The organism is Streptomyces kanasensis (assembly GCF_043077165.1).
Classification (GTDB): Bacteria; Actinomycetota; Actinomycetes; order Streptomycetales; family Streptomycetaceae; genus Streptomyces; species Streptomyces changanensis.
Genome location: NZ_JBIBSF010000006.1, coordinates 261818 through 284661, shown reverse-complemented (window position 1 = coordinate 284661; position 22844 = coordinate 261818). Strand labels below are relative to the sequence as shown.

General features: G+C 72.8%; 18 protein-coding genes. 10 read left to right on the top strand and 8 right to left on the bottom strand.

Annotation, left to right across the window (positions count from 1 at the left end):
- Positions 1 to 504: 504 nt before the first annotated feature.
- From ACF053_RS17545 to ACF053_RS17525, 5 genes are all read left to right on the top strand, one after another.
- Positions 505 to 1929, top strand: a complete 1425-nt coding sequence (locus ACF053_RS17545; protein ID WP_391954714.1) for a histone H1-like repetitive region-containing protein — start codon at positions 505 to 507, stop codon at positions 1927 to 1929.
- A 56-nt stretch (positions 1930 to 1985) separates the two neighbouring features.
- Positions 1986 to 2546: a signal peptidase II gene (gene lspA / locus ACF053_RS17540; protein ID WP_391954713.1), complete on the top strand. Its 561-nt coding sequence runs from the start codon at positions 1986 to 1988 to the stop codon at positions 2544 to 2546.
- Between the two features lie 84 nt (positions 2547 to 2630).
- On the top strand, positions 2631 to 3572 hold the full coding sequence (locus tag ACF053_RS17535; RefSeq protein WP_391954712.1) for an RluA family pseudouridine synthase: 942 nt from the start codon (positions 2631 to 2633) through the stop codon (positions 3570 to 3572).
- The gene (locus ACF053_RS17530) at positions 3569 to 4036 is read left to right on the top strand and encodes a GNAT family N-acetyltransferase (protein WP_391954711.1); all 468 of its coding nucleotides are present in this window, start codon (positions 3569 to 3571) and stop codon (positions 4034 to 4036) included. The genes ACF053_RS17535 and ACF053_RS17530 overlap by 4 nt, the downstream gene beginning before the upstream one ends.
- A 69-nt stretch (positions 4037 to 4105) precedes the next feature.
- Positions 4106 to 5692 carry a Na+/H+ antiporter gene (locus ACF053_RS17525; protein WP_391954710.1) on the top strand — a complete coding sequence of 529 codons (1587 nt, stop codon included), beginning with the start codon at positions 4106 to 4108 and terminating at the stop codon, positions 5690 to 5692.
- A 76-nt stretch (positions 5693 to 5768) separates the two neighbouring features.
- Here the strand turns inward: ACF053_RS17525 and ACF053_RS17520 are convergent, their stop codons facing one another.
- Complete coding sequence (locus tag ACF053_RS17520; RefSeq protein ID WP_391954709.1) at positions 5769 to 7055, bottom strand: mechanosensitive ion channel family protein; 1287 nt, start codon at positions 7053 to 7055, stop codon at positions 5769 to 5771.
- A gap of 36 nt (positions 7056 to 7091) precedes the next feature.
- Here ACF053_RS17520 and ACF053_RS17515 point away from each other — a divergent pair, with 36 nt between their 5' ends.
- On the top strand, positions 7092 to 7661 hold the full coding sequence (locus ACF053_RS17515; protein ID WP_391954708.1) for a dienelactone hydrolase family protein: 570 nt from the start codon (positions 7092 to 7094) through the stop codon (positions 7659 to 7661).
- Between the two features lie 147 nt (positions 7662 to 7808).
- Here the strand turns inward: ACF053_RS17515 and ACF053_RS17510 are convergent, their stop codons facing one another.
- From ACF053_RS17510 to ACF053_RS17485, 6 genes are all read right to left on the bottom strand, one after another.
- Positions 7809 to 8816 carry a zinc metalloprotease gene (locus tag ACF053_RS17510; RefSeq protein WP_391954707.1) on the bottom strand — a complete coding sequence of 336 codons (1008 nt, stop codon included), beginning with the start codon at positions 8814 to 8816 and terminating at the stop codon, positions 7809 to 7811.
- Between the two features lie 298 nt (positions 8817 to 9114).
- A complete protein-coding gene (locus ACF053_RS17505; RefSeq protein WP_391954706.1) occupies positions 9115 to 10791 on the bottom strand; it encodes an alkaline phosphatase D family protein in 1677 nt (558 codons plus the stop codon).
- Between the two features lie 806 nt (positions 10792 to 11597).
- Positions 11598 to 12002, bottom strand: coding sequence for a hypothetical protein (locus ACF053_RS17500; protein WP_391954705.1), 405 nt, complete (start codon positions 12000 to 12002; stop codon positions 11598 to 11600).
- A gap of 189 nt (positions 12003 to 12191) precedes the next feature.
- Entirely contained in the window at positions 12192 to 13007 is an 816-nt protein-coding gene (locus ACF053_RS17495; protein ID WP_391954704.1) for a thioredoxin domain-containing protein, read from the bottom strand.
- A gap of 48 nt (positions 13008 to 13055) precedes the next feature.
- Entirely contained in the window at positions 13056 to 13733 is a 678-nt protein-coding gene (locus ACF053_RS17490) for a hypothetical protein (protein WP_391954703.1), read from the bottom strand.
- Positions 13734 to 13793: 60 nt separating this feature from the next.
- Complete coding sequence (locus ACF053_RS17485; RefSeq protein ID WP_391954702.1) at positions 13794 to 15125, bottom strand: DUF2252 domain-containing protein; 1332 nt, start codon at positions 15123 to 15125, stop codon at positions 13794 to 13796.
- A 203-nt stretch (positions 15126 to 15328) separates the two neighbouring features.
- Here ACF053_RS17485 and dnaE point away from each other — a divergent pair, with 203 nt between their 5' ends.
- Positions 15329 to 18868, top strand: coding sequence for a DNA polymerase III subunit alpha (dnaE, locus tag ACF053_RS17480; protein WP_391954701.1), 3540 nt, complete (start codon positions 15329 to 15331; stop codon positions 18866 to 18868).
- A 259-nt stretch (positions 18869 to 19127) separates the two neighbouring features.
- On the opposite strand, the gene ACF053_RS17475 is transcribed toward dnaE, so the two are convergent.
- Positions 19128 to 19292 (bottom strand): hypothetical protein, encoded by a 165-nt coding sequence (locus tag ACF053_RS17475; protein WP_391954700.1) that lies wholly within the window; start codon positions 19290 to 19292, stop codon positions 19128 to 19130.
- A gap of 253 nt (positions 19293 to 19545) precedes the next feature.
- Between ACF053_RS17475 and ACF053_RS17470 the strand changes: the two genes are divergently transcribed.
- From ACF053_RS17470 to ACF053_RS17460, 3 genes are all read left to right on the top strand, one after another.
- A complete protein-coding gene (locus ACF053_RS17470) occupies positions 19546 to 20877 on the top strand; it encodes an NYN domain-containing protein (RefSeq protein ID WP_391954699.1) in 1332 nt (443 codons plus the stop codon).
- A gap of 89 nt (positions 20878 to 20966) precedes the next feature.
- Positions 20967 to 21932 (top strand): ABC transporter ATP-binding protein, encoded by a 966-nt coding sequence (locus ACF053_RS17465; RefSeq protein ID WP_391954843.1) that lies wholly within the window; start codon positions 20967 to 20969, stop codon positions 21930 to 21932.
- A 64-nt stretch (positions 21933 to 21996) separates the two neighbouring features.
- Positions 21997 to 22827: an ABC transporter permease gene (locus tag ACF053_RS17460; RefSeq protein ID WP_079047002.1), complete on the top strand. Its 831-nt coding sequence runs from the start codon at positions 21997 to 21999 to the stop codon at positions 22825 to 22827.
- The last annotated feature ends 17 nt before the right edge of the window (positions 22828 to 22844 follow it).

Here is a 22844-nt window from a genome sequence, read left to right as displayed (position 1 = left end):
CCCTCCTTGGCGCCGGGCACTGGGCCCGGAGCCCCCTCATTGGGGTCGCGATGCCGGTTCTACTGACCTTGCGCCCGTGGGCGGGAGCCCACTGTCCAAAGCTTTCTTCCGGCGGCTCCGGGGTGATGCTTCACGTCGGGCTCGCCCCCGGGCTCTCACCGTCCCCGGGTCGCTCATGGCCGCGTGCGACGCTACTGGTCCCCATCCACGCCTTTCGCTTCGCCCAGTGTACGGGGCGGGCCGGACGCGGGTCGCCACGTTTTGCCGGGCGGGCGCGCGGCGCGGTCCGTACGCCCGAACGGCCCCGTGCGCCGTCGTACGCCTTCGACGGGGGCGCGTCCCCGCCGTAACGGGCGGACGGCGGCGGTACGGCCCTTCCCGCTCGCCTGGTCGGGTACCGGCTGACCGCCGCCGGCGGCGTGCCCCGTTGCCGCGGGGCCGAAGTCGATTTATCGTCCCAGCACGATTCGCGAGCAAGATCACAATATGTGAAGGGGCCGCGGCATGGTGGCGAAGAAGACCGCCGTCGAGGGGACGGCGTCCGGGAGGTCCGCCGCGTCCGCCGCGGGCCGTGCGCCCGCCGCCGCGCGCGGAGCGGTCCCGGCGGACGACGGGCCCCCGACCCGGGGCCGCGCGAGCACGGGGGCGGGCGCGCAGGGGAAGAAGGCGGCCCCTGGGAAGTCCGCCCCCCGGAAGGCGCCGACCGGTGAGGCGGCGGCCGGTGAGGCGGCGGCCGGTGAGGCGGCGGCCGGGAAGACGGCCACGGACACGGTGCCGGCCAGGACGACGGCCACGGGCAAGGCCCCTGCCAGGAAGGCCCCTGCCAAGAAGACCCCCGCAAAGGAGACTGCCGCGAGGAAGGCGTCCGCCGAGGAGACGCCGGCCAAGAAGGCGTCCGCGAGGAAGGTGCCGGCCAGGAAGGTGGCTGTCCGGGAGGCCGCTGCCAAGAAGGTGCCGGCCAGGGAGGCTCCTGCGAAGAAGGCGTCCGTGAAGGATGCCGTGGCGCAGGAGGCGCCCGCCAAGAGGGTGCCGGCCAGGAAGGTGGCTGTCCGGGAGGCCGCTGCCAAGAAGGTGCCCGCCAGGAAAGCTCCCGCCAAGAAGGCGGGCGGCAAGACGGCGGGTCCGTCGGCGGCCGAGGGGTCCGGTGGGAAGACGACGGGGGTCGAGGGGTCCGGAAGGGCCTCCGCGGGGAAGGCATCTGCGGGGAGCGCGTCCGGTGCGAAGGCGCCCGCCGGGAAAGCGGTCGCCGCCAGGAAGGTGGCGGCCGCGGAGGGGGCCGCGCCGGGGGGTTCCGGCGGTCCTCACCGCGGTGACGATGTCGCTGGTGGGGAAGTAGTGGTCGGTGAGACGCCCGCGGCCGGTGCGGCGGCGGGTGGCAGGGCAGGGAAGAAGGCCGCGTCCGCGGCCGAGGTGGCGGCCCGGGCCGCTGAGGAGACAGGAGCCAGGACGGTGGCAGCGAAGAAGACGGCGGACGTGACCACGGCGGCCGGGGTGGCCGTTCCCACGGCCCGCGGGGTCGCCGATGTGGCACCCGAGGACCTGGCCGTACGGCCGGGCGAGGAGCCGTGGACGGCGGAGGAGGTGGCGGAGGCCCGCGCCGAGCTGGAGGGCGAGGTGCAGCGGCTCCAGCAGGAGCTCGCCGCCTCCGAGGAGGCCCTGTCGGGGTTGATGCGGGACTCGGGGGAGGGCGCCGGTCACGACGAGGCGGACACCGGGACGAAGAACATCACGCGCGAGCACGAGATGGCGCTCGCGGCGAACGCCCGGGCCACCCTGGAGCAGAGCCGGCACGCGCTGCAACGGCTCGACGCCGGTACGTACGGCCTGTGCGAGATCTGCGGCAAGCCGATCGGCAAGGCGCGCATGCAGGCGTTCCCCCGGGCCACCCTGTGCGTGGAGGACAAGCAGAAGCAGGAGCGACGGGGCTGACCGCGCGGGTGTGCCGTACCCTCGTCCCAGTCAGGTACCTAGGTTGAGGGACTCACGTGGCAGAGGCGGAGCAGGTCATCGGTACGCCGGACGTTGACGACGAGGCCGGGACGCCCGCCGAGCGGCCCGAGGGCCGGCGCAGGGTGGTGGCGCTCGCCGCCGTGGCCCTCGTCGCGTACCTGCTGGACCTGGGCAGCAAGATGCTGGTCGTGGCGCGGCTGGAGCACCACGACCCGATCGTGGTGATCGACGGCCTGCTGGAGTTCCGGGCGATCAGGAACCCGGGTGCCGCCTTCGGCATCGGTGAGGCGTTCACGGTCATCTTCACGGTGATCGCGACGGCCGTGATCGTGGTGATCGTGCGGCTGGCGCGCAAGCTGTACAGCCTCCCCTGGGCGGTCGCGCTGGGTCTGCTGCTCGGCGGCGCGCTCGGCAACCTCACCGACCGGATCTTCCGCTCGCCGGGCGTCTTCGAGGGCGCGGTGGTCGACTTCATCGCACCCGCGCACTTCGCCGTCTTCAACCTCGCGGACTCGGCGATCGTCTGCGGCGGCTTCCTGATCGTGATCCTGTCCTTCCGGGGGCTGGACCCGGACGGGACCGTCCACAAGGACTGAACGGGCACCCCGGTCCACGGGGTTGTCCACAGGTCCGTCCACAGGCCTGACCGGGCCGGGACGGGGACAAGGCATACTCGACGGGTGAGCACGCTTCCCGAGATCCGCACGCTGCCCGTTCCCGACGGCCTGGAGGGCGAGCGCGTCGACGCCGCCATCGCCCGCATGTTCGGCTTTTCCCGCACCAAGGCGGCCGAGCTGGCCTCCGCCGGGAAGGTCCTCGTCGACGGCGCGGTGGTCGGCAAGTCCGAGCGCGTCACGGGTGGTGCCTGGCTGGAGGTCGAGATGCCCGGGGCGCCCGCGCCGGTGCAGGTCGTCGCCGAGCCGGTCGAGGGGATGGAGATCGTCCACGACGACGACGACATCGTCGTGATCATGAAGCCGGTCGGTGTCGCCGCGCACCCGAGCCCCGGCTGGACCGGCACGACCGTGATCGGCGGCCTCGCCGCCGCCGGGTACCGGATCTCCACGTCCGGCGCCGCCGAGCGCCAGGGCATCGTGCACCGCCTCGACGTGGGCACGTCCGGGCTGATGGTCGTCGCCAAGTCGGAGCGCGCCTACACGCTGCTGAAGGCCCAGTTCCGCGAGCGGGTCGTCGACAAGCGGTACCACGCGCTCGTCCAGGGCCACCCGGACCCGCTGAGCGGCACGATCGACGCGCCGATCGGCCGCCACCCCCAGCACGACTACAAGTGGGCCGTCACCGCCGAGGGCAAGCCGTCCGTCACGCACTACGACCTCATCGAGGCGTACCGGGCCGCGTCCCTCCTCGACATCAAGCTGGAGACGGGCCGGACGCACCAGATCCGCGTCCACATGTCCGCGCACCGGCACCCCTGCGTCGGCGACCTGACGTACGGCGCCGACCCCACCCTCGCCAAGCGGCTCCGGCTGACCCGCCAGTGGCTGCACGCGGTGCGCCTCGGCTTCGAGCACCCGGCGGACGGCCAGTGGGTCGAGTTCGAGAGCGGCTACCCCGACGACCTCCGGCTCGCCCTCGACACCATCGCCGCGGAGAGCGCGTGACCCCCTACCGCGTCCGGGAGGTACGGACGGAGGAGGACCGCGCGGCGGCCTTCGCCGTCCGGCGCGCGGTGTTCGTCGTCGAGCAGGGCGTCCCGGAGGAGATCGAGTACGACGCGCACGACGCCACGGCCGTGCACGTCATCGCCGAGCACGCCGCCGGCGGTGCCGCCCTCGGCACGGGCCGGCTCCTGTACGGCCCGGACGCCGCGGGCCGCACGGGCGGCGCCGAGGGCGTCGGCGCGCTCGGCCGCCTCGCCGTCACGCGGGACGCCCGCGGCCTCGGCGTCGGGGCGGCGCTCGTCCGCGCCATCGAGGACGCGGCGCGGGCCCGGGGCCTGACCGCCGTGGACCTGCACGCGCAGACCCACGCCCTCGACTTCTACCGGCGGCTCGGCTACGGGCCGTACGGCGAGGAGTTCCTCGACGCGGGAATACCGCACCTGGCGATGCGCCGCGCGCTCTGATCCACCGGGTGGCGTGGCAGGGTGGAGCCCTGACCCCGGCGTTCCCCAGCGGGTGGAGGGCCTCGCACCGTGGACCAGTTGGCTCTGCTTCTCGTACTGCTGCTCGGCGCCCTGCTGACCGTGCCCCTCGGCGACCGCCTCGGGGTGCCCGCGCCGGTCCTCATGACGCTGCTCGGGATCGTCCTCGCCTTCCTGCCGTTCGTGCCGAACGTCGACGTCCCGCCCGAACTCATCCTGCCGCTGGTCCTGCCGCCGCTGCTGTACGCCACGGTGCAGCGCACCTCCTGGCGGCAGTACGCGGTGAACAAGCGACCGATCCTGCTGCTCGCGGTGGCGCTCGTCCTGGTCACCACGGCCGTCGTCGCCGCCGTCGCGCACACCGTGGTCCCCGGCCTGCCCATCGCCGCCGCCGTCGCGCTCGGCGCCCTCGTCGCGCCGCCCGACCCGATCGCCGCGACCGCCGTCGCCGGGTCCGTCGGACTGCCCCGCCGCCTGGTGTCGATCCTGGAGGGCGAGGGCCTCTTCAACGACGTGACGGCGATCGTCGTCTACCACGTCGCCGTCGGCGCGGTCGTCGCCGGGACCTTCTCCTGGGCCGGCGCCGGCCTCGAACTGCTGCTCGCCGCGGTCGTCGCCCTCGCCGTCGGCCTGCTCCTCGGCAAACTGGGCGCCCGGCTGGCGGGCGCGCTCGACGACGCCACCCTCCGCACCGGGCTCACGCTCCTGCTGCCGTTCGCCGCCTACTCCCTCGCCGAGGAGCTGCACGGCTCCGGCGTCCTCGCGGTCCTCGTCACCGCCCTCGTCCTGGCCCGCCACACCCTCGACGCGGACGACGTGACGGGGCGGCTGGCCGGCCGCACCTTCTGGGAGATCGTCGACACCCTGGTCACCGGCGTCGCCTTCGGGCTGGTCGGCCTGGAGCTGAGCGCGGTGTTCGAGGTCGCCGAGGGGCGTGTGGGGCGGATGCTCGGCTGGGGCGCGGTCGTCGTCGTGACCGTCGTCGGGGTGCGGCTGCTGTGGCTGCTGCCCGCGACCTGGCTCGCGAAGCGGCTCCACACGCGCCGCGCGTCGGCCGAGGAGATCCCGATGAGCTGGCGGGAGACCGTCGTCATGTGGTGGTCGGGGATGCGCGGCGTCGCGTCCGTCGCGCTGGCGCTGGCCATCCCGCTCACCACGGACGCCGGTGGGGCGTTCCCCGGGCGGGACGAGATCCTCTTCGTCGCCTTCTGCGTGATCATCGCCACGCTGGTCCTCCAGGGACTCACGCTGCCCTGGCTCGTCGGCCGGCTCGGCGTGCGCGCCGACAGCGACGAGGAGCGGCGCCTCGAACGGGAGCTCGCGCTGCGCGCCGCCCTCGCCGCGAAACGGCGGCTGAAGGAGATCCAGCGCACCGAGGGGCTCCCCGACGAACTGGTCGAGCGGCTGCGGCGGCTGGCCCTCGACATCGGGGCGCGCATCAGCCCGGACCTCGTCGACGAGGAGCGGCGGGTCGCCTACGAACGGCGCGCCGAGCACTTCCGGACCGTCCACCGCGTCCAGCACGAGCTGCTCTCCGCCGCCCGGCACGAGGTCCTCGCCGCACGCAACGAACCCGGCTCCGACCCGGAGGTCGTCGATCGGGTGCTGTACCAGCTCGACGTGCGCAGCCTCCGCTGACCCGGGCCGTAGCGGCCGCGCACGCGGACCGGCGCGCCCGCGGGGGAACGGCGCCCGCAGGGCCGTCGGCGCGCGGTCAGCGCCGCGCGCGACCCCGGCCGCGTTCGACGGTACGGCCGTGCTCGGTCCGCCGGTCGCGTTCGGGCCCGCGCCCGAGGTCGGGGCGCTCCCGGTCGGAGGGGCCGCGGTCGGGTCGCCGGTCGTCGCCGTCGGCGCCGCCGTGTCCGTCGACACGGTCGCTCCCCTCGGCTCCGTCGGCACGGTCGGCGCCGTCCGGGCGGACACCGTCGAGGCGGGCGTGGTCGAGGCGGGCGGGGTCGCCGGACCGGCCGGGCGCCGTCGTGGTCGCCACGCGCGGCAGGGCGTACGGGTGGTGCTCCGAGAGCCAGGTGACGAGCTGCTCCCGCACGTCGCACCGGAGCGTCCAGACGTCGTCGGCGTTCCGGGCGGTGACCACCGCCCGGACGACGATCGTGCTCGGGGTCGTGTCCGTGACGGCGAGCGACCAGCTCCGGCCGTCCCACTCCGGCGACTCCTGGAGGAGCCGGTGCATCCGTTCGCGCATGAGCGGCACCGGGGCCGCGTGGTCCAGGTGGAAGTAGACGGTCCCGGTGATCTGCGGGCCGCCGCGCGACCAGTTCTCGAAGGGCTTGCTGGTGAAGTACGAGACGGGCATCGTGATCCGACGCTCGTCCCAGGTCCGGACGGTGAGGAAGGTCAGCGTGACCTCCTCGACCACGCCCCACTCCCCGTCCACCACCACGGTGTCCCCTATGCGCACCATGTCGCCGAAGGCGATCTGGAACCCGGCGAAGACGTTGCTGAGGGTGGACTGGGCGGCGACACCCGCGACGATGCCGATGATGCCGGCGGAGGCCAGCATCGACGTGCCGACGGCCCGGAAGTCGGGGAACGTCAGCAGCATCGCCGCCGTGGCGACCACGCCGACCACCGCCGTGACGATCCTCATGATCAGGGTGACCTGGGTGCGGACCCGGCGGCGCCGGTCGGCGTTGCGGGTCGTCGCGGCGTAGCGGGTGTACGTCGCCTCGACGACGGCCGACGCGATCCGCATCACCAGCCACGCGCTGGCACCGATCAGCACGAGCGTCAGCGCGCGGCTGATGCCCGTGGCGTGGTCCTGGATGATCCGCCACGCCGTCTGGCGGTACGCCCCGCGCAGCAGCGCACTGAGCATCACCAGCTGGAGCGGTATCCGGCAGCGCCGCAGCAGCCCCCAGAGCGGGGTCTCGTGGTGGCGCTCGTCGGCCCGCCGCAGCAGCAGGTCGGCCAGCCAGCCGACGAGCAGGGTGAGGAGGATCGAGCCGCCGAGGACGATCAGGGGGCGCAGTACGTTCTCCATGACTCCGGACGCTCGACGTGGTGTAAGGATGACCGGATGGAGATCATGCTGTTCCACTCGGTCTACGGGCCGCGCCCCGCGGTGCACGCCGCCGCGGACCGGCTGCGCGCCGCTGGGCACCAGGTGCACGTGCCCGACCTCTACGGCGGCCAAACCGCCGCGTCCGTGGAGGAGGGGAGGGAGATCAAGGACCGCATCGGCTGGGAGGAGCTGGCCAGGCGGGCCGTCTCCGCCGCCGCGCCGCACTCCGAGCGGGGCCTCGTGTACGCGGGGTTCTCGCTGGGCGCCGCCTTCGCCCAGATGCTGGCGGTGGCCGACGAGAAGGCCCGGGGACTGCTCCTGCTGCACGGCACGTACGACGTGCCGGAGGACGCGTCGGTGGGCGGTCTGCCGGTGCAGCTGCACGTCGCCGACCCCGATCCGTTCGAGCCGGACGACTGGCTGAACACCTGGTACCTGGAGATGGGGCGGGCCGGCGCCGACGTCGAGGTGCACCGGTACCGGGGTGCCGGGCACCTGTACACCGACCCCGACCTGCCGGACCACGACGCGGACGCGGCCGAGCGCACCTGGGCGACGGCGCTGTCGTTCCTCGACGACCTCTGAGCCCCGGTCGGGTGCCGGGTCCCGGTCCCGCCCCGGTCGCCTGACGCGCCGAGGGGCCCGGCACCGCCGTCGTGGCGGTGCCGGGCCCCTCGGCGCTCTCCCCGCGGACGGAGCCGTTCGGCGGCGGTCCGTCGGTGCGGTGCCGGGTCAGCGGGTGCGGTACGCCGTCCAGTGGTCCTGCATGCGCTGCACCTGACCGGCCGTGAACTGGTGCATGCAGGAGTCGTACGTGTAGTCCATGAAGTTGTGGATCGGGTCCACGCCGGCCTGGCGGGCGCAGGTGTCGCGGCCGGTCGGGCACTGGTACGCCGGGCTCTTCTCGGCGGCCGTGTCGGTCACGTAGTCGCCCTGGCCGCTGCAGCCGCCCTGGAAGGTGTGGTAAAGCCCCATCCAGTGGCCGACCTCGTGGGTGCCGGTGTCACCCTGGTTGTAGTTGGCCGCGGAGCCGCCGGGCAGGGACGCGTCGAGCACGACGACGCCGTCCATGGACGGGTTGGAGGCGTACGACGTCGGGAACGTCGCCCAGCCGAGCAGGCCGCCGCTGAGGTTGGCGGTGTAGAAGTTGAGCGCGCCGGCGCCGCCCTGGCGGAGGGTGGTCTTCATCGCCTTCTCCTCGGGGGAGCCGGAGGCGAGGTTGTACCAGGAGGCGTTGTCCGTGTAGGTCGTGCCGGCCAGCGTGAACTGGAAGCCGGTGGCGGCGTTGCCGCTGCCCTGACCGCCGAAGGCGGAGTTGAGGACGGCCATCTGGTTGTTGACGTCCGTGGCGGTCAGCTTGCCCTTGGCGCCGTCGTGCACGACGTGGAAGTAGACCGGGATGGTGGTGGCGACGGCCGCCGTATCGAACCGGCTGCTGTCGAGGCCCTTGGCCTTGGCGGCCTTGAGCTTCTTCTGGAGGTCGGCCTCCATGGCCGCGGCCTTCTCGGCGGTGACCTCGTTGGGCTCGTGCGTGTGGACGTCGCCCGACGGGCGGGACTCACGGGCGTGCGCGCTCGCGTCCGTCTCCTCGACGCACACCTCGCCGGCCGCGGCGAGCGGGGCGGTCGCGGCGGCACCGGTGGGGGCGGAGAACGGGAACAGGGCGAGCGTTCCGGCCAGTACGGCCGTGCCGAGCACGCGGCGGTGCGTTCTCGGGGATATGCGGACAAGCGCACGCATGGGTGACTCCTCGCGGGGGGACCGGCGGGGGCTTTCCCCGCCGACGCCCGGAGATTACGTGGTCATGTCAGATGTGCAGCAGGAGTGATCCGGCCCAATCAATCGTTGAGGTGATGGAGGCATCCGGGAGAAATCCTGCGGTCCGTCCCGGTGGCTGAGACCCGTACGTAACGAACGCGCCACCGGTGTCGGGTGGTGTGTCCGGATTCGATCTTCGGAACACACCACCTGACACATGCCGGTGATCTTCGTTTAACGTGCGCCAGGTTGGCTGAAAATCGCCCCTCTGGTCACCTCATCACACCGGGGAGTACACCCGCTCGACCTTCTGCGTTCCGTTGAGCGTGCGGTACGACCGGGCCCACTTCGCCGAGGCGCCCGGCTTCCTGCGGTCGGAGAGCACGAAGTAGTCCATCTGCGAGCGCTCGGTGGTCACGTCCAGCACGCCGTACCCGTGGTGGTCCATGTCCAGCCAGTGCACGTGGCTGTTGGCCGCCTTGATCGCCGCGGCGGCGACGGCCGACGCCGTGTTCGCCGGGACGCGCAGGATGTCGTCGAGGTTGTCGGAGGTCACCGAGGTGACGACGAACTCCGTCGCCGCGGACGGCGACTTGGGGTAGGTGGCTGCCGTGACCGGCACGTCGTTGGCCCACGCCATGTGGATGTCGCCGGTGAGGAAGACGGTGTTGCGGACGGCCCGCTCCTGGAGGTGGGCCAGCAGCTCCCGCCGGTCGTCGGTGTACCCGTCCCACTGGTCGACGTTGATCGCGATCCCCCCGGTCGGCAGGCCCAGCAGCTCGGCCACCGGCTTGAGCAGGTGCGCGGGGAGCGAGCCGAAGGCGACCGGCGAGATCATCACCGAGGTGCCGACCAGCCGCCAGGTCGCGTCCGAGGAGGCCAGCCCGGCCTTCAGCCAGTCCAACTGGGCGCGGCCGGTGATCGTGCGCTCCGGGTCGTCGACCTTGCCGCTGCCCGTGCCGACCTGCTGGGAGCGGAACGAGCGCAGGTCGAGCAGGTGCAGGTCGGCGAGCTTGCCGTAGCGCAGGCGCCGGTAGACCGTGCCCTCGGCGGAGGTGCGCACCGGCATCCACTCGAAGTAGGCCCGCTTCGCCGCGGCCATCCGGGAGGCCCAGTCGCCCTCCGTGCCCGGGGTGTGGTTGTCGGCGCCGTCCGACCACGTGTCGTCGGCGAACTCGTGGTCGTCCCAGATGGCGATCACCGCGTGGGCCGCGTGCAGCGCCTGGAGGTCCGGGTCCGTCTTGTACGTGGCGTGCCGCAGCCGGTAGTCGGAGAGGGTGACCGTCTCGTGGCGGGGCTCGTGCGGGCGCAGGACGCGGTCGGTCTTCGGGTAGGAGCCGGAGCCGTACTCGTATATGTAGTCGCCGAGGTGGAGGACCGCGTCGAGGTCGGTGCGGGCGGCCAGGTGGCGGTAGGCGGCGAAGTAGCCCGCCTCCCAGTTCGCGCACGACACGACGCCGAACCGGACGCCCGGCGTGGCGTCGTCGTACCCGGGTGTGGTGCGGGTCCGCCCGACCGGCGACAGGACGGCGGCACCGGCGCCGTCGTCCGCACCGGCCGCGAAGCGGAACCAGTACGGCGTGGCCGGGCGCAGGCCGCGCACGTCCACCTTCACGGTGTGGTCGGTGGCGGCGCTCGCGGTGACCGCTCCCCGGGCGGTGATCCGGGTGAACCCCCGGTCCTCGGCGACCTCCCATCTCACCTCGGTGTCGGCGCCCTTGCCGGAACCGGGCGCGGCGTCGGGTGAGGGGGTCACCCTGGTCCAGAGCAGGATGCCGTCGGGCAGCGGGTCGCCGGAGGCGACCCCGTGGAGGAAGGCGGGGGCGGAGGTGGCGGCGGCGGCGGGGGAGGCGGCCGTGGAGACGAGCGCGGGCGCGGCGACGGCCGTGATGGCGGCGGCCTTGACGACGGTGCGGCGGCTGGGAGCCGCGGTGCGAATGAGGTTTCGACTGGTCACGGCGGAGCAGATTACCCATCGCATTACTGTTCAGTACGCAACAAATGCCTTTGTTTGGCGGGAAGTTGCCATCCGCTCGCCTTGTGTCCGTCGAATGGACGGCTCGTCCTCAGGGGAACGGGTTGTTCACCGGATCCGGGCGGCGGGGCGCGTGCCTCGGCGTCCGACGTGACGGATGTGGCGCTGCGAGGTCCGTATCGGCCGGGCGGGGTCGATCGCGGCGCTGACCGGGACACGCGAGAGCGGGCGAACCCGTCGGGTTTCGCACGCTCTTCGGTGTGCGGTCGTCGTCCGAGCCGCCGGCAGGCTCAGGCCTTGCCTTCCGTGACGGCCGAGCAGTACTTCCAGGGCCCTCCGCCGACGGCTAGCCCCCGCCGTCGGCACTCGCGGTCCGTCCGCGCGGGGCCGGTTCCCCCCCGACCTCGATGTCGGCTCCCTTGCCGGAACCGGACGAGGCGTCGGGCGAGGGGGCCGCCGAGGTGGAGCGGGATCCCGTCCGGCAGCGGGCCGCCGGAGGCGCCTGCGCGGGAGGAGGCGGGGGAGTGTCCGCGACGGCGGCGGCGGCCCCGAGGCGGGCGCGGCCCGGCGGGGACGCGACGGCCTTGACGACGCTGCGGCGGCCGGGGGCGGTGCGAGTGAGGACTCGACGTGTCGCGGATGCCCAGCCGCGCTGCCGGGTGGAGCGTTCGGCGGGCGACTCCTCCGAGCCGCCCGCCTGTCGGCCGGGATCCGTGCCTGGTCGACCTCGCCGACGCCGAGCCTCACCGGCGGTCATTCGGCGAGGTCATGGTGCGGCGAGGTCGATGTCAGGCGACGCCGCCCTGCTTGGTGGCGCAGTACTCCTCGCGGCCGTCCGCTCCGTCCTTCAGACAGACGCGCACGGTCACCTTGGTGCCCTCGGGGATGTCCCAGCTGCCACTGCCGCAGCTGTTGTCCGCGCCGTTGGCGTCCTGGACCACTCGCCGGTAGCTACCGGTCGAGGTGGTGTAGAGGAGCTCGCCGTGGACCCTCTTGCCGTCCGCCCGGGTGTCGCAGACGTCGAGGCGGTCGCCGTTGGAGACGAACTTGGCCCACCCGCCCCAGCCGGCGTCGTTCGTGTAGGCGATGGCGTCCGTGCCGGCCATGGCCGGGCTCACGCCCATCAGGAACGCGGCGCCCGCGGCGGCGGCCACGACGGCTCCCCGCTTCTTCATCCTGGTGTTGACGCGCATGACTGCATCCCTCCCGTTTTCCTGTTCAGATGATCATGCGGAAAGGATCTTTCTCCCAACCCCGTGGCCTGTCAACCGAGTTGCGGCCGCCCGGCCCGGGTGGGGTCGGGGAACACGGCCGAAAAACAGCGGGAGGGGGAGGCGCGGCCGCCACGGCCCCGCCTCCCCCTCCCGGGGGTACGCCTCTGGTCAGCCCTTCAGGGCCTTCTCCATCGCCGTGGTGAACTCGGCCGCCGTCATCGGCGCGTTCTTGCCGTTCGCGTCCGTCACCGGCTTGCCGTCCATCTTCAGGGTCGGGGTGCCCTTGACGCCGCTCTTGTCGAACGCCGCGGACATCTTCAGCGCCCAGGCGTCGAAGGTGCCCTCCTCGACGTTCTTCTCGAACGCGGCGTTGTCCTTCAGTGCCGGGACCGTCTGGGCGACCTTCAGGAGGTAGGAGTCCTTGCCGAACTCGTCCGCCGACTCCTCGGGGTGGAACTTCGTCGAGTACATCGCCGACTTGAACTCCATGAACGCTTCGGGGCTCACGTCGAGGGCCGCGCCGAGGGCGGACAGGGCGTTCTTGGAGCCCTCGCCGGTGGCGACGTCGTCGATGAAGGTGGCGCCCACGAACTGGACCTTGTACTTGCCCGCCTCGACGTCCTTCTCGATGGCCGGGCCGACCTGCTGCTCGAACATCGCGCAGACCGGGCAGCGCGCGTCCTCGAAGACCTGGAGCGTCTTCTTCGCGCTCGGCTTGCCGATGACGACGGTGGTGCCGTTCTCGCCCGCCGTGTTCCGCGGAGCCTTCACGTCCTTCACGCCCTTGGCGGCCTCCCAGTGGGAGGGCTTGTTGGCCTGGACGACGGCGTAGCCGATGCCGCCGGCGAGGGCGAGCGCGGCCAGGACCGAGACGCCGACGGTGATCTGCCGACGCGCCTTGTCCCGCTTGGCCTGGCGCTCCCGCTCCTGCCGGAGCCGTTCGCGGGCCGCCGCCTTGTTGACCTGCTTGTTGCGTGCGCTCATGGTGATGTCTTCTCCGTGTGTGGGGGTGGTCGTGTCCGAGGGGGTGTGTCAGGCCGTGGCGGCCCGGCACGGTGGTCCCCTCCGCCCGACGGAGTGCACCAGCAGCCGGTGGTACGCGGCGGTGAGCGGGCGGGCGCCGGCGCGCGGCGCCCGGCGGGGCGCGAGCCCCCGGGCCGAGGCCACCGCCCAGGCCACCAGCAGCGGGCGGAACGTGGACACCGCCACCGCGCGCAGCACCCGGGCCAGCGCCGCCTCGCCCCGCCGCAGCCACGCCGCCGCGAGCAGCCCCACCGAGACGTGCGCGGCGAGCAGCAGCCACGGCACCGACGGGTCGGCGGAGTGCAGGAGCGCGGCCGCCGCCGTCTCGGGGACGGTGGCCCCCGCCAGGGGAGTGCCCACGGCGTCACCGCACAGCACGTCGACGCCGACCGCGCGCAGCGAGCCGGCGACCGGCCCGCCGGAGAGGCCGTAGCAGGCGTGCTGGCCCGCGGTGAACGCGGTGTCCGCGGCCAGCTCCAGGGGGACGAGCAGCCCCGCTATGGGCCGGAACCCGCGCTCCGGGCCGGCGAGCGCGTAGGCGACGGCGAACACCCCGGCGGCGACGAGCAGCACCGCGGTCAGCGGGAGCGGGACACGGGACAGCAGCACGTGGGAGGCGGCGGACAGCGTCACGACCAGAGCCGTGAAGATCGCTGCCCGCGCCCCCCTCAGCTGGGTCCCGGCCATGTCGTCCATCGTCCGAGAGTGTGCCACGCGCCGCTGTAAGGGGCCCCTAAAAGGCGGCGGTCAACGAAGTCCCGGAATGCGACCGTTACGGAAGAGGTCGACGAAGATCCGGTGGTCGGTCCGCGCCCGGGCCCCGTAGGCGTGGGCGAAGTCGACCAGCATCTCCGCGAACCCCTCCTCGTCCGCGGCGATCGCCGCGTCGATGGCCCGCTCCGTGGAGAACGGCACCAGCGAGTGGCCGCTCTCGTCGTCCGCGGCCGCGTGCATCGCCGCGGCGGCCCGCCCCAGGTCGGCGACGGTCGCGGCCGTCTCGTCGGGGTCGTCCACGTCCGACCAGTCCAGGTCGACGGCGTACGGGGAGACCTCCGCGACCAGCTGGCCGGCGCCGTCCAGCTCCGTCCAGCCCAGCCACGGGTCGGCGTGCGCCTGGAGGGCCCGCTGCGAGATGACCGTGCGGTGGCCCTCGTGGTGGAAGTAACCGCGCACCGCCGGGTCGGTCACGTGCCGGGAGACCGCCGGGACCTGCCCCTGCTTCATGTAGATCACGACGTCGTTCTCCAGGGCGTCGCTGTTGCCCTCCAGCAGGATGTTGTACGAGGGCAGCCCGGCCGAGCCGATGCCGATGCCGCGCCGCCCCACCACGTCCTTCACCCGGTAGGAGTCGGGGCGGCCCAGGCTCGACGGCGGCAGCGTCTCCAGGTACCCGTCGAAGGCGTCCAGCACCTTGTAGCGGGTGGCCGCGTCCAGGTCGACCGCCCCGCCGCCGGCCGAGAAGCGGCGCTCGAAGTCCCGGATCTCCGTCATGGTGGCGAGCAGGCCGAAGCGGGTGAGCGCGCGGGCCTCGTGCAGGGCGTCCAGGAGCGGGCCCTGCGCGGTCCGCAGCGTGAACGGCGGGGCCTCCTCGTCGCGGGCCCCGGTCGCCAGGGCGTGGATCCGCTCCCGGTAGGCGGCGGCGCACAGCCGCACCAGCTCGGTGATCTGCCCGTCGCTGAACGCCTTGGCGTACCCGAGGAGGGCCAGGGACGCGGCGAGGCGCTTGAGGTCCCAGGTGAAGGGGCCGACGTACGCCTCGTCGAAGTCGTTGACGTTGAAGACGAGCCGGCCGTGGGCGTCCATGTACGTGCCGAAGTTCTCCGCGTGCAGGTCGCCGTGGATCCACACCCGGCTGGTCCGCTCGTCCAGGAACGGGCCGCCCTCCCGCTCCTCACCCTCCAGGTCGGCGTAGAACAGGCACGCGGCGCCCCGGTAGAACGCGAACGCGGAGTGCGCCATCTTCCGGAACTTGACCCGGAAGGCCGCCGGATCCGCCGCCAGCAGCTCCCCGAAGGCGGTGTCGAACACGGAGAGGATCTGCTCGCCGCGCTCGTGGGCGGTGGACTGCGGGACCGGCATCGTCGGGTGCCTCCTGACGCGCGCACGCCGCTCGATGGCGTGCATGACAAATCGGACGGGTCGTACCGTCCGATCAACGCGCGGAGGCGCCCGCGAGTGCCCGGGCCGCGTCCCGCGCCGGGCGCCCGTTGTCGGCGCGGAGTCGTAGACTTCCCAGCTGTCCCCCCGTCTGCCGACGCTCCCCGCCCCCGGAGGCCGCAACCGTGTCGAAGCCGCCGTTCACGCACCTGCACGTCCACACCCAGTACTCGCTGCTGGACGGTGCCGCGCGGCTCAAGGACATGTTCGCCGCCTGCAACGAGATGGGCATGACCCACATCGCCATGAGCGATCACGGCAACCTCCACGGGGCGTACGACTTCTTCCACTCGGCGAAGAAGGCGGGGGTCACCCCGATCATCGGCATCGAGGCGTACGTCGCCCCCGAGTCGCGCCGCAACAAGCGCAAGGTCCAGTGGGGCCAGCCGCACCAGAAGCGGGACGACGTCTCCGGTTCCGGTGGCTACACGCACAAGACGATCTGGGCGGCGAACGCCACCGGCCTGCACAACCTCTTCCGGCTCTCCTCCGACGCGTACAAGGAGGGCTGGCTGCAGAAGTGGCCGCGCATGGACAAGGAGACCATCGCCCAGTGGTCGGAGGGGCTGATCGCCTCCACCGGCTGCCCCTCCGGCGAACTCCAGACCCGACTGCGCCTCGGCCAGTTCGACGAGGCCCTGAAGTCCGCCTCCGAGTACCAGGACATCTTCGGCAAGGACCGGTACTTCCTGGAGCTGATGGACCACGGCATCGAGATCGAGCGCCGCGTCCGCGACGGCCTGCTGGAGATCGGCAAGAAGCTCGGCATCCCGCCGCTGGTCACCAACGACTCCCACTACACCTACGCGCACGAGGCCGGCGCGCACGACGCGCTGCTCTGCATCCAGACCGGCAAGAACCTCTCCGACCCCGACCGCTTCAAGTTCGACGGCACCGGCTACTACCTCAAGTCGACCGACGAGATGTACGCCATCGACTCCTCGGACGCCTGGCAGCAGGGCTGCGCCAACACGCTCCTGGTCGCCGAGCAGGTCGACACCGCCGGCATGTTCGAGAAGCGCGACCTCATGCCGAAGTTCGACATCCCCGAGGGCCACACCGAGGTCACCTGGTTCAAGGAGGAGGTCCGGCGCGGCATGGAGCGCCGCTTCCCCGGCGGCATCCCGGAGGACCGCCAGCGGCAGGTCGACTACGAGATGGACGTCATCATCCAGATGGGGTTCCCGGGGTACTTCCTCGTCGTCGCGGACTTCATCATGTGGGCGAAGAACCAGGGCATCGCGGTGGGCCCCGGCCGTGGCTCGGCGGCCGGCTCGATCGTCGCGTACGCGATGGGCATCACCGACCTCGACCCCATCCCGCACGGCCTGATCTTCGAGCGGTTCCTCAACCCCGAGCGCGTCTCCATGCCCGACGTCGACATCGACTTCGACGAGCGCAGGCGCGTCGAGGTGATCCGCTACGTGACGGAGAAGTACGGCGCCGACAAGGTCGCCATGATCGGCACGTACGGCACCATCAAGGCCAAGAACGCGATCAAGGACTCCGCGCGCGTGCTGGGCTACCCGTACGCCATGGGTGACCGCATCACCAAGGCCATGCCCGCCGACGTCCTCGGCAAGGGCATCCCGCTCTCCGGCATCACCGACCCCTCCCACCCCCGGTACTCGGAGGCGGGCGAGGTCCGGTCGATGTACGAGAACGAGCCGGACGTGAAGAAGGTCATCGACACCGCGCGGGGCGTCGAGGGCCTGGTCCGCCAGATGGGCGTGCACGCCGCCGGCGTGATCATGTCCAGCGAGACCATCACCGACCACGTCCCCGTCTGGGTCAGGCACACCGACGGCGTCACCATCACGCAGTGGGACTACCCGAGCTGCGAGTCGCTCGGCCTGCTGAAGATGGACTTCCTCGGCCTGCGCAACCTCACGATCATGGACGACGCCGTCAAGATGGTGAAGGCCAACAAGGGGATCGACATCGATCTCCTGAGCCTGCCCCTCGACGACCCGACGACCTTCGAGCTGCTCCAGCGCGGCGACACCCTCGGCGTCTTCCAGTTCGACGGCGGCCCCATGCGGTCCCTGCTGCGGCTGATGAAGCCCGACAACTTCGAGGACATCTCCGCCGTCTCGGCCCTCTACCGGCCGGGCCCGATGGGCATGAACTCCCACACGAACTACGCGCTCCGCAAGAACGGCCAGCAGGAGATCACCCCGATCCACCCGGAGCTGGAGGAGCCGCTCCGGGAGGTCCTCGGCGTCACCCACGGCCTCATCGTCTACCAGGAGCAGGTCCAGAAGGCCGCCCAGATCATCGCCGGGTACTCGCTCGGCGAGGCCGACATCCTCCGCCGCGTCATGGGCAAGAAGAAGCCCGAGGAGCTGGCGAAGAACTTCACGATCTTCCAGGCCGGCGCCAAGAAGAACGGCTACAGCGACGAGGCCATCCAGGCGCTGTGGGACGTGCTGGTCCCCTTCGCCGGCTACGCCTTCAACAAGGCCCACTCCGCCGCGTACGGACTCGTCTCCTACTGGACGGCGTACCTCAAGGCCAACCACCCCGCCGAGTACATGGCGGCGCTGCTCACCTCGGTCAAGGACGACAAGGACAAGTCGGCGGTCTACCTCAACGAGTGCCGCCGCATGGGGATCAAGGTCCTCCCGCCCAACGTCAACGAGTCCGAGTCCAACTTCGCCGCCCAGGGCGACGACGTGATCCTCTTCGGTCTCTCCGCCGTGCGGAACGTCGGCACGAACGTCGTCGAGTCGATCATCAAGTGCCGCAAGGCGAAGGGGAAGTACTCCTCCTTCCCCGACTTCCTCGACAAGGTCGAGGTCGTCGTCTGCAACAAGCGCACCGTCGAGTCGCTGATCAAGGCCGGCGCCTTCGACGAGATGGGACACACCCGCAAGAGCCTCGTCGCCCACCACGAGCCGATGATCGACAACGTGGTCGCGGTCAAGCGGAAGGAGGCCGAGGGGCAGTTCGACCTCTTCGGCGGGATGGGCGAGGAGGGCGCCGACGAGCCCGGCTTCGGCCTGGACGTGGAGTTCTCCGACATCGAGTGGGAGAAGTCCTACCTGCTCGCCCAGGAGCGCGAGATGCTCGGCCTCTACGTCTCCGACCACCCGCTCTTCGGCATCGAGCACGTCCTGTCGGACAAGACCGACGCCGCGATCTCCCAGCTGACGGGCGGGGAGCACTCCGACGGCGCGGTCGTCACCATCGGCGGCATCATCTCCGGCCTCCAGCGGAAGATGACCAAGCAGGGCAACGCCTGGGCCATCGCCACCGTCGAGGACCTGGCCGGCTCCATCGAGTGCATGTTCTTCCCGGCCACCTACCAGCTGGTCTCCACCCAGCTGGTCGAGGACACGGTCGTCTTCGTCAAGGGCCGCCTCGACAAGCGCGAGGACGTCCCCCGGCTGGTCGCCATGGAGCTGATGGTCCCCGACCTCTCCTCGGCGGGCACCAACGCGCCGGTCGTCCTCACCATCCCGACCGTGAAGGTCACGCCGCCCATGATCAGTCGCCTCGGGGAGATCCTCAGCCACCACAAGGGGAACACCGAGGTGCGGATCAAGCTCCAGGGCCCGCGCAAGACCACCGTGCTCCGCCTCGACCGGCACCGGGTCCAGCCCGACCCGGCCCTCTACGGCGATCTGAAGGTCCTCCTCGGCCCGTCCTGCCTGGCCGGCTGAGCGGCCCCGCCGCTTCCGCGCGGGCGGTCGGCCGTACGTACCGGCCCTTCGCGATGCCGGCCCGTCGCGATGCCGGCCCTCGCGCCGCCACCCGTCGCGATGCCGGCCGTACGCACCGGTCCGGCCCGCCGCCGGCCCTCGCCGGGCCGGTGCGCCGCCACCCGCCGCCGTCACACGGAAGGGGCGCGCCCGTCGTCACGGGCGCGCCCCTTCCGTATGACCCGTGACCCTCCGGTCACACGGTCACACGGTCACCGCGTCAGTTGTGACCGAACCTCTTCTGCCGGCCCTTCTGCGCGACGTCCGCCGGCGTCACCGACGTCGCCCGCTGCTCCGTCTGCCGCTCCATCGAGGTGTCGCGGGACTGCTGGGTGCCGCGCTCCGCCGGGGACTGCTGGCGATCGGACTTCCTGTGCTTGGCCATGGTGGTGCCTCCTGTGGGATGTGGGGGCCAGGACCGCGACCAGACTCACATACCGGTATGGAGCGCGCATTTTGGATCATTGCCGACCGTAGCCGCCCCCTCCCCGCAGGGGAGCGGCCGTAGTCAGGAGGCGTCGGAGGCACTACGGTGAGGCGCCACGCCGATGATCGCGCTCCGGCCGTCAGGATCCGGACAGTCGGGCAGACTCGAAGGAAACCCGAAGCAACTCCGATCCCGAGGTTCCCGAAAGAGGGTGGAACACGTGGACCGCTGCGTCGTGCTCGTGGACGCCGGCTATCTGCTCGGCGCCGCCGCCAGCCTCCTCGCCGGGGAACCGGCCCGCTCCCGGATCACCGTCGACCACGCCGCCCTCATCCGCGGACTGCGCGAAGGGGCCGAGGCCGACACCGCGCAACCGCTGCTGCGCATCTACTGGTTCGACGGCGCCCCCGACCGCGTCCCCCAGCCGGAGCACCGCAGGCTCCGCGTGATGCCGCGCGTGACCGTCCGGCTCGGCGCCCTGACCCGCAGCGACGGCCGCTGGGCGCAGAAGGGCGTCGACGCCGCCATGCACGCCGAACTCACGGAACTGGCCCGCAACCGCGCCTGTTCCGACGTCGTGCTCGTCACCGGCGACGGCGACCTGCTGCCCGGCCTGATGTCCGCCAAGGAACACGGCGTCGCCGTCCACCTCTGGGCCGTCCAGGCCGCCGACGGCGACTACAACCAGTCCGAGGACCTCGTCGCCGAGGCCGACGAGCGACGCGTCCTCGACCGCGCCTGGATCACCCGCGCCGTCCGGGCCAAGGACCTCACCGGCCCCTGCGCCCCGCCGCCCGTCCCGCGCCCCGAGATCGCCGCCATCCTCGCCGCGCCCCTGCCCGAGGCGGCCCTCGCCGCCGCGGAACGCGCCTCCGACGCCGCCCCCCGCCCGCACACCGACGCCGCCCCGCCCGCCTCCGCCGCGCCACCCGTCCCCGTCCCCGCTCCCGCCGCGCCGCCCGCCGGCCCGGCCGACGGCACGGCCCCCGCCGGCCCCGCCGGCGGCCACCAGGTGGCCGCGCCCTCCGGCGCGTCACGCGTCGTCCCCACCCCCAAGGACCTGGCGGGTCTGCGCGCCCCCGCCCACCAGCCCGCCCAGCCGTCCACCGGACCGGCCAACGCCACCCTGCGCTGGTCTTCCGACCGCGGCTGGATCGACCGCCCCGGCGGACCCGTGGGCGAACCGCCCGAGACCGCGTCCCTGCCCACCCTCGCCCAGCTCACCAGCGCGGAGCAGCGCTGGGCGGACCGGGAGGAGGACATCACCACCGTCGGCGGCGACCCCTTCGAGGTCGGCCAGGTCTTCGCCCGCCGCTGGATGGAGCGCCTCCCCGAGCAGTGCCACGTCCAGAAGCTCTCCGCGATGTACCCGCGCATCCCGCACCGCATCGACGGGGAACTGCTCCGGTACGCCGCCCGCTTCGGCCTCCTCGCGCACAAGGACGACCAGATCGACGAGCACGACCGGTACGCGATCCGGGCCGGTTTCTGGCGCGAGATCGACGTGCGCGCCGCGGCCGGAAACCCCGCGGCGGGGGAGTAGCGGCGGGCGTGGCGGGCCGCGCAGCACCGCCCCGGGCGCGATCCGGGGTCCGGGACCCCTTAGGCTCATCCCTCGTGAGTACGGTGTGCGTGGTGCGGGATCTGGTGAAGACGTACCCCGCCGCGCGCGGCGGCCGAGGCAGGCCCGCGACACCCGAGGTCCGGGCCACCGACGGGGTCAGCCTGGACGTGCGGGGCGGGGAGATCTTCGGGCTGCTCGGCCCCAACGGCGCCGGCAAGTCCACCCTCGTGCGCCAGCTCACCGGACTGATGCGCCCGGACTCGGGCACCGTCGAGGTGCTCGGCCACGACCTGGTCCGCCACCCCGACCGCGCCGCCCGCCTCATCGGCTACCTCGGTCAGGAGTCCACCGCCCTCGACGAGCTGACCGTCGGCCTGGCCGCCGAGACCACCGGCCGGCTGCGCGGCCTCACCGCCCGTGACGCGCGGGCCGAGCGCGACGCCGTCCTCGCCGAACTGGGGCTCGGGGAGCTCGCCTCGCGACCCCTCAAAAGGCTCTCCGGCGGACAGCGCCGGCTCGCCTGCTTCGCCGCGGCGCTCGTCGGCGAGCGGCCCCTGCTCGTCCTCGACGAGCCGACCGCCGGCATGGACCCGATCGCGCGCCGCGCCGTCTGGGCCGCCGTCGACCGGCGCCGCGCCGAGCACGGCGCGACGGTGGTGCTCGTCACCCACAACGTCATCGAGGCCGAGACGGTCCTGGACCGCGTCGCCGTCCTGGAGCGCGGCCGGGTCATCGCGTGCGACACCCCCGCCGGGCTGAAGGAACGCGTGGCCGGCGAGGTGCGCGTCGATCTCGTGTGGCGGGAGCGGGCACCGCTGGAGGTGCCCGAGGTGGCGGCGCTGCGGGCGTCCGCCCACGAGTCGGGGCGCCGCTGGGTGCTGCGGCTGGCCCCGGACGAGGCGCGGGCCGCGGTGGCCGCGGTCACGGGAGGCGCGGCGTTCGCCGCGCTCGACGACTTCACCCTGGCGACGCCGAGCCTGGAGGACGTCTACCTGGCACTCGGCGGCGAGGCGAAGGGGCTGGTCAAGTCATGAACGCGCGAGGGCGGGACGGGCGGCCCGGCCAGGGCGTCGGCAGCGAGGACAGGAGCTGGGAACGGTGAGCACTCTGCCAGTGGAGGCGCTCTCGACGGGGGTCGTCCGGTCGTCCGCCGCGGGGGCGGGCGAGCGCCGGGAGGCGCCCCTCGCGCCCCGCGCCCGGCTGCTGCCGGCGCTCGCGGCCGTGTACCGGGCGCAGCTGTCCCGGGCGCGGGTCGCCCGGATCCCGCTGCTGTTCGTGGCGACGTTCCAGTCCGTCGGGATCATGGTCCTGATGCGGGGCGTCGTCGACGGCGGCGCGGAGGCACGCGCGGTCGTCGCGGGGTCGTCCGTCCTCGTCGTGGCGTTCGTCGCGCTGAACCTCCTCGCCCAGTACTTCGGCCAGCTGCGCGCGAGCGGCGGCCTCGACCACTACGCCACGCTGCCGGTACCGCCCGCGGCGGTGGTGCTGGGCGCCGCCGGGGCGTACGCCTCCTTCACGGTGCCCGGCACGGTCGTCACCGCCGTCGCCGGGTCGCTCCTGTTCCAGCTGCCCCTCACGCACCTGTGGGTGCTGGTGGCGGTGGTCCCGCTCTCCGGGGCGGCCCTCTCGGGGCTCGGCGCCGCGCTCGGACTGCTCGCCCCGCGCCAGGAGCTCGCCACCCTGCTCGGCCAGCTCGGGATGTCGGCCGCGCTGCTGCTCGGCGTCCTGCCCGCGGACCGGCTGCCCGGTCCGATCGGGTGGGCGCGGGACCTGCTGCCGTCGACGTACGGGGTGGAGGCGCTGGCCCGCACCTTCGACGCCCGCCCCGACTGGGGCGCGGTCGCCCTCGACCTCTCCGTGTGCGCGGTCGTCGGGGTGGCCTCGCTCGCCGCGGCCACCTGGGCGTACCGCCGGGCGGCCGTCCGGTGAGGCGGCGCCGTACCGCG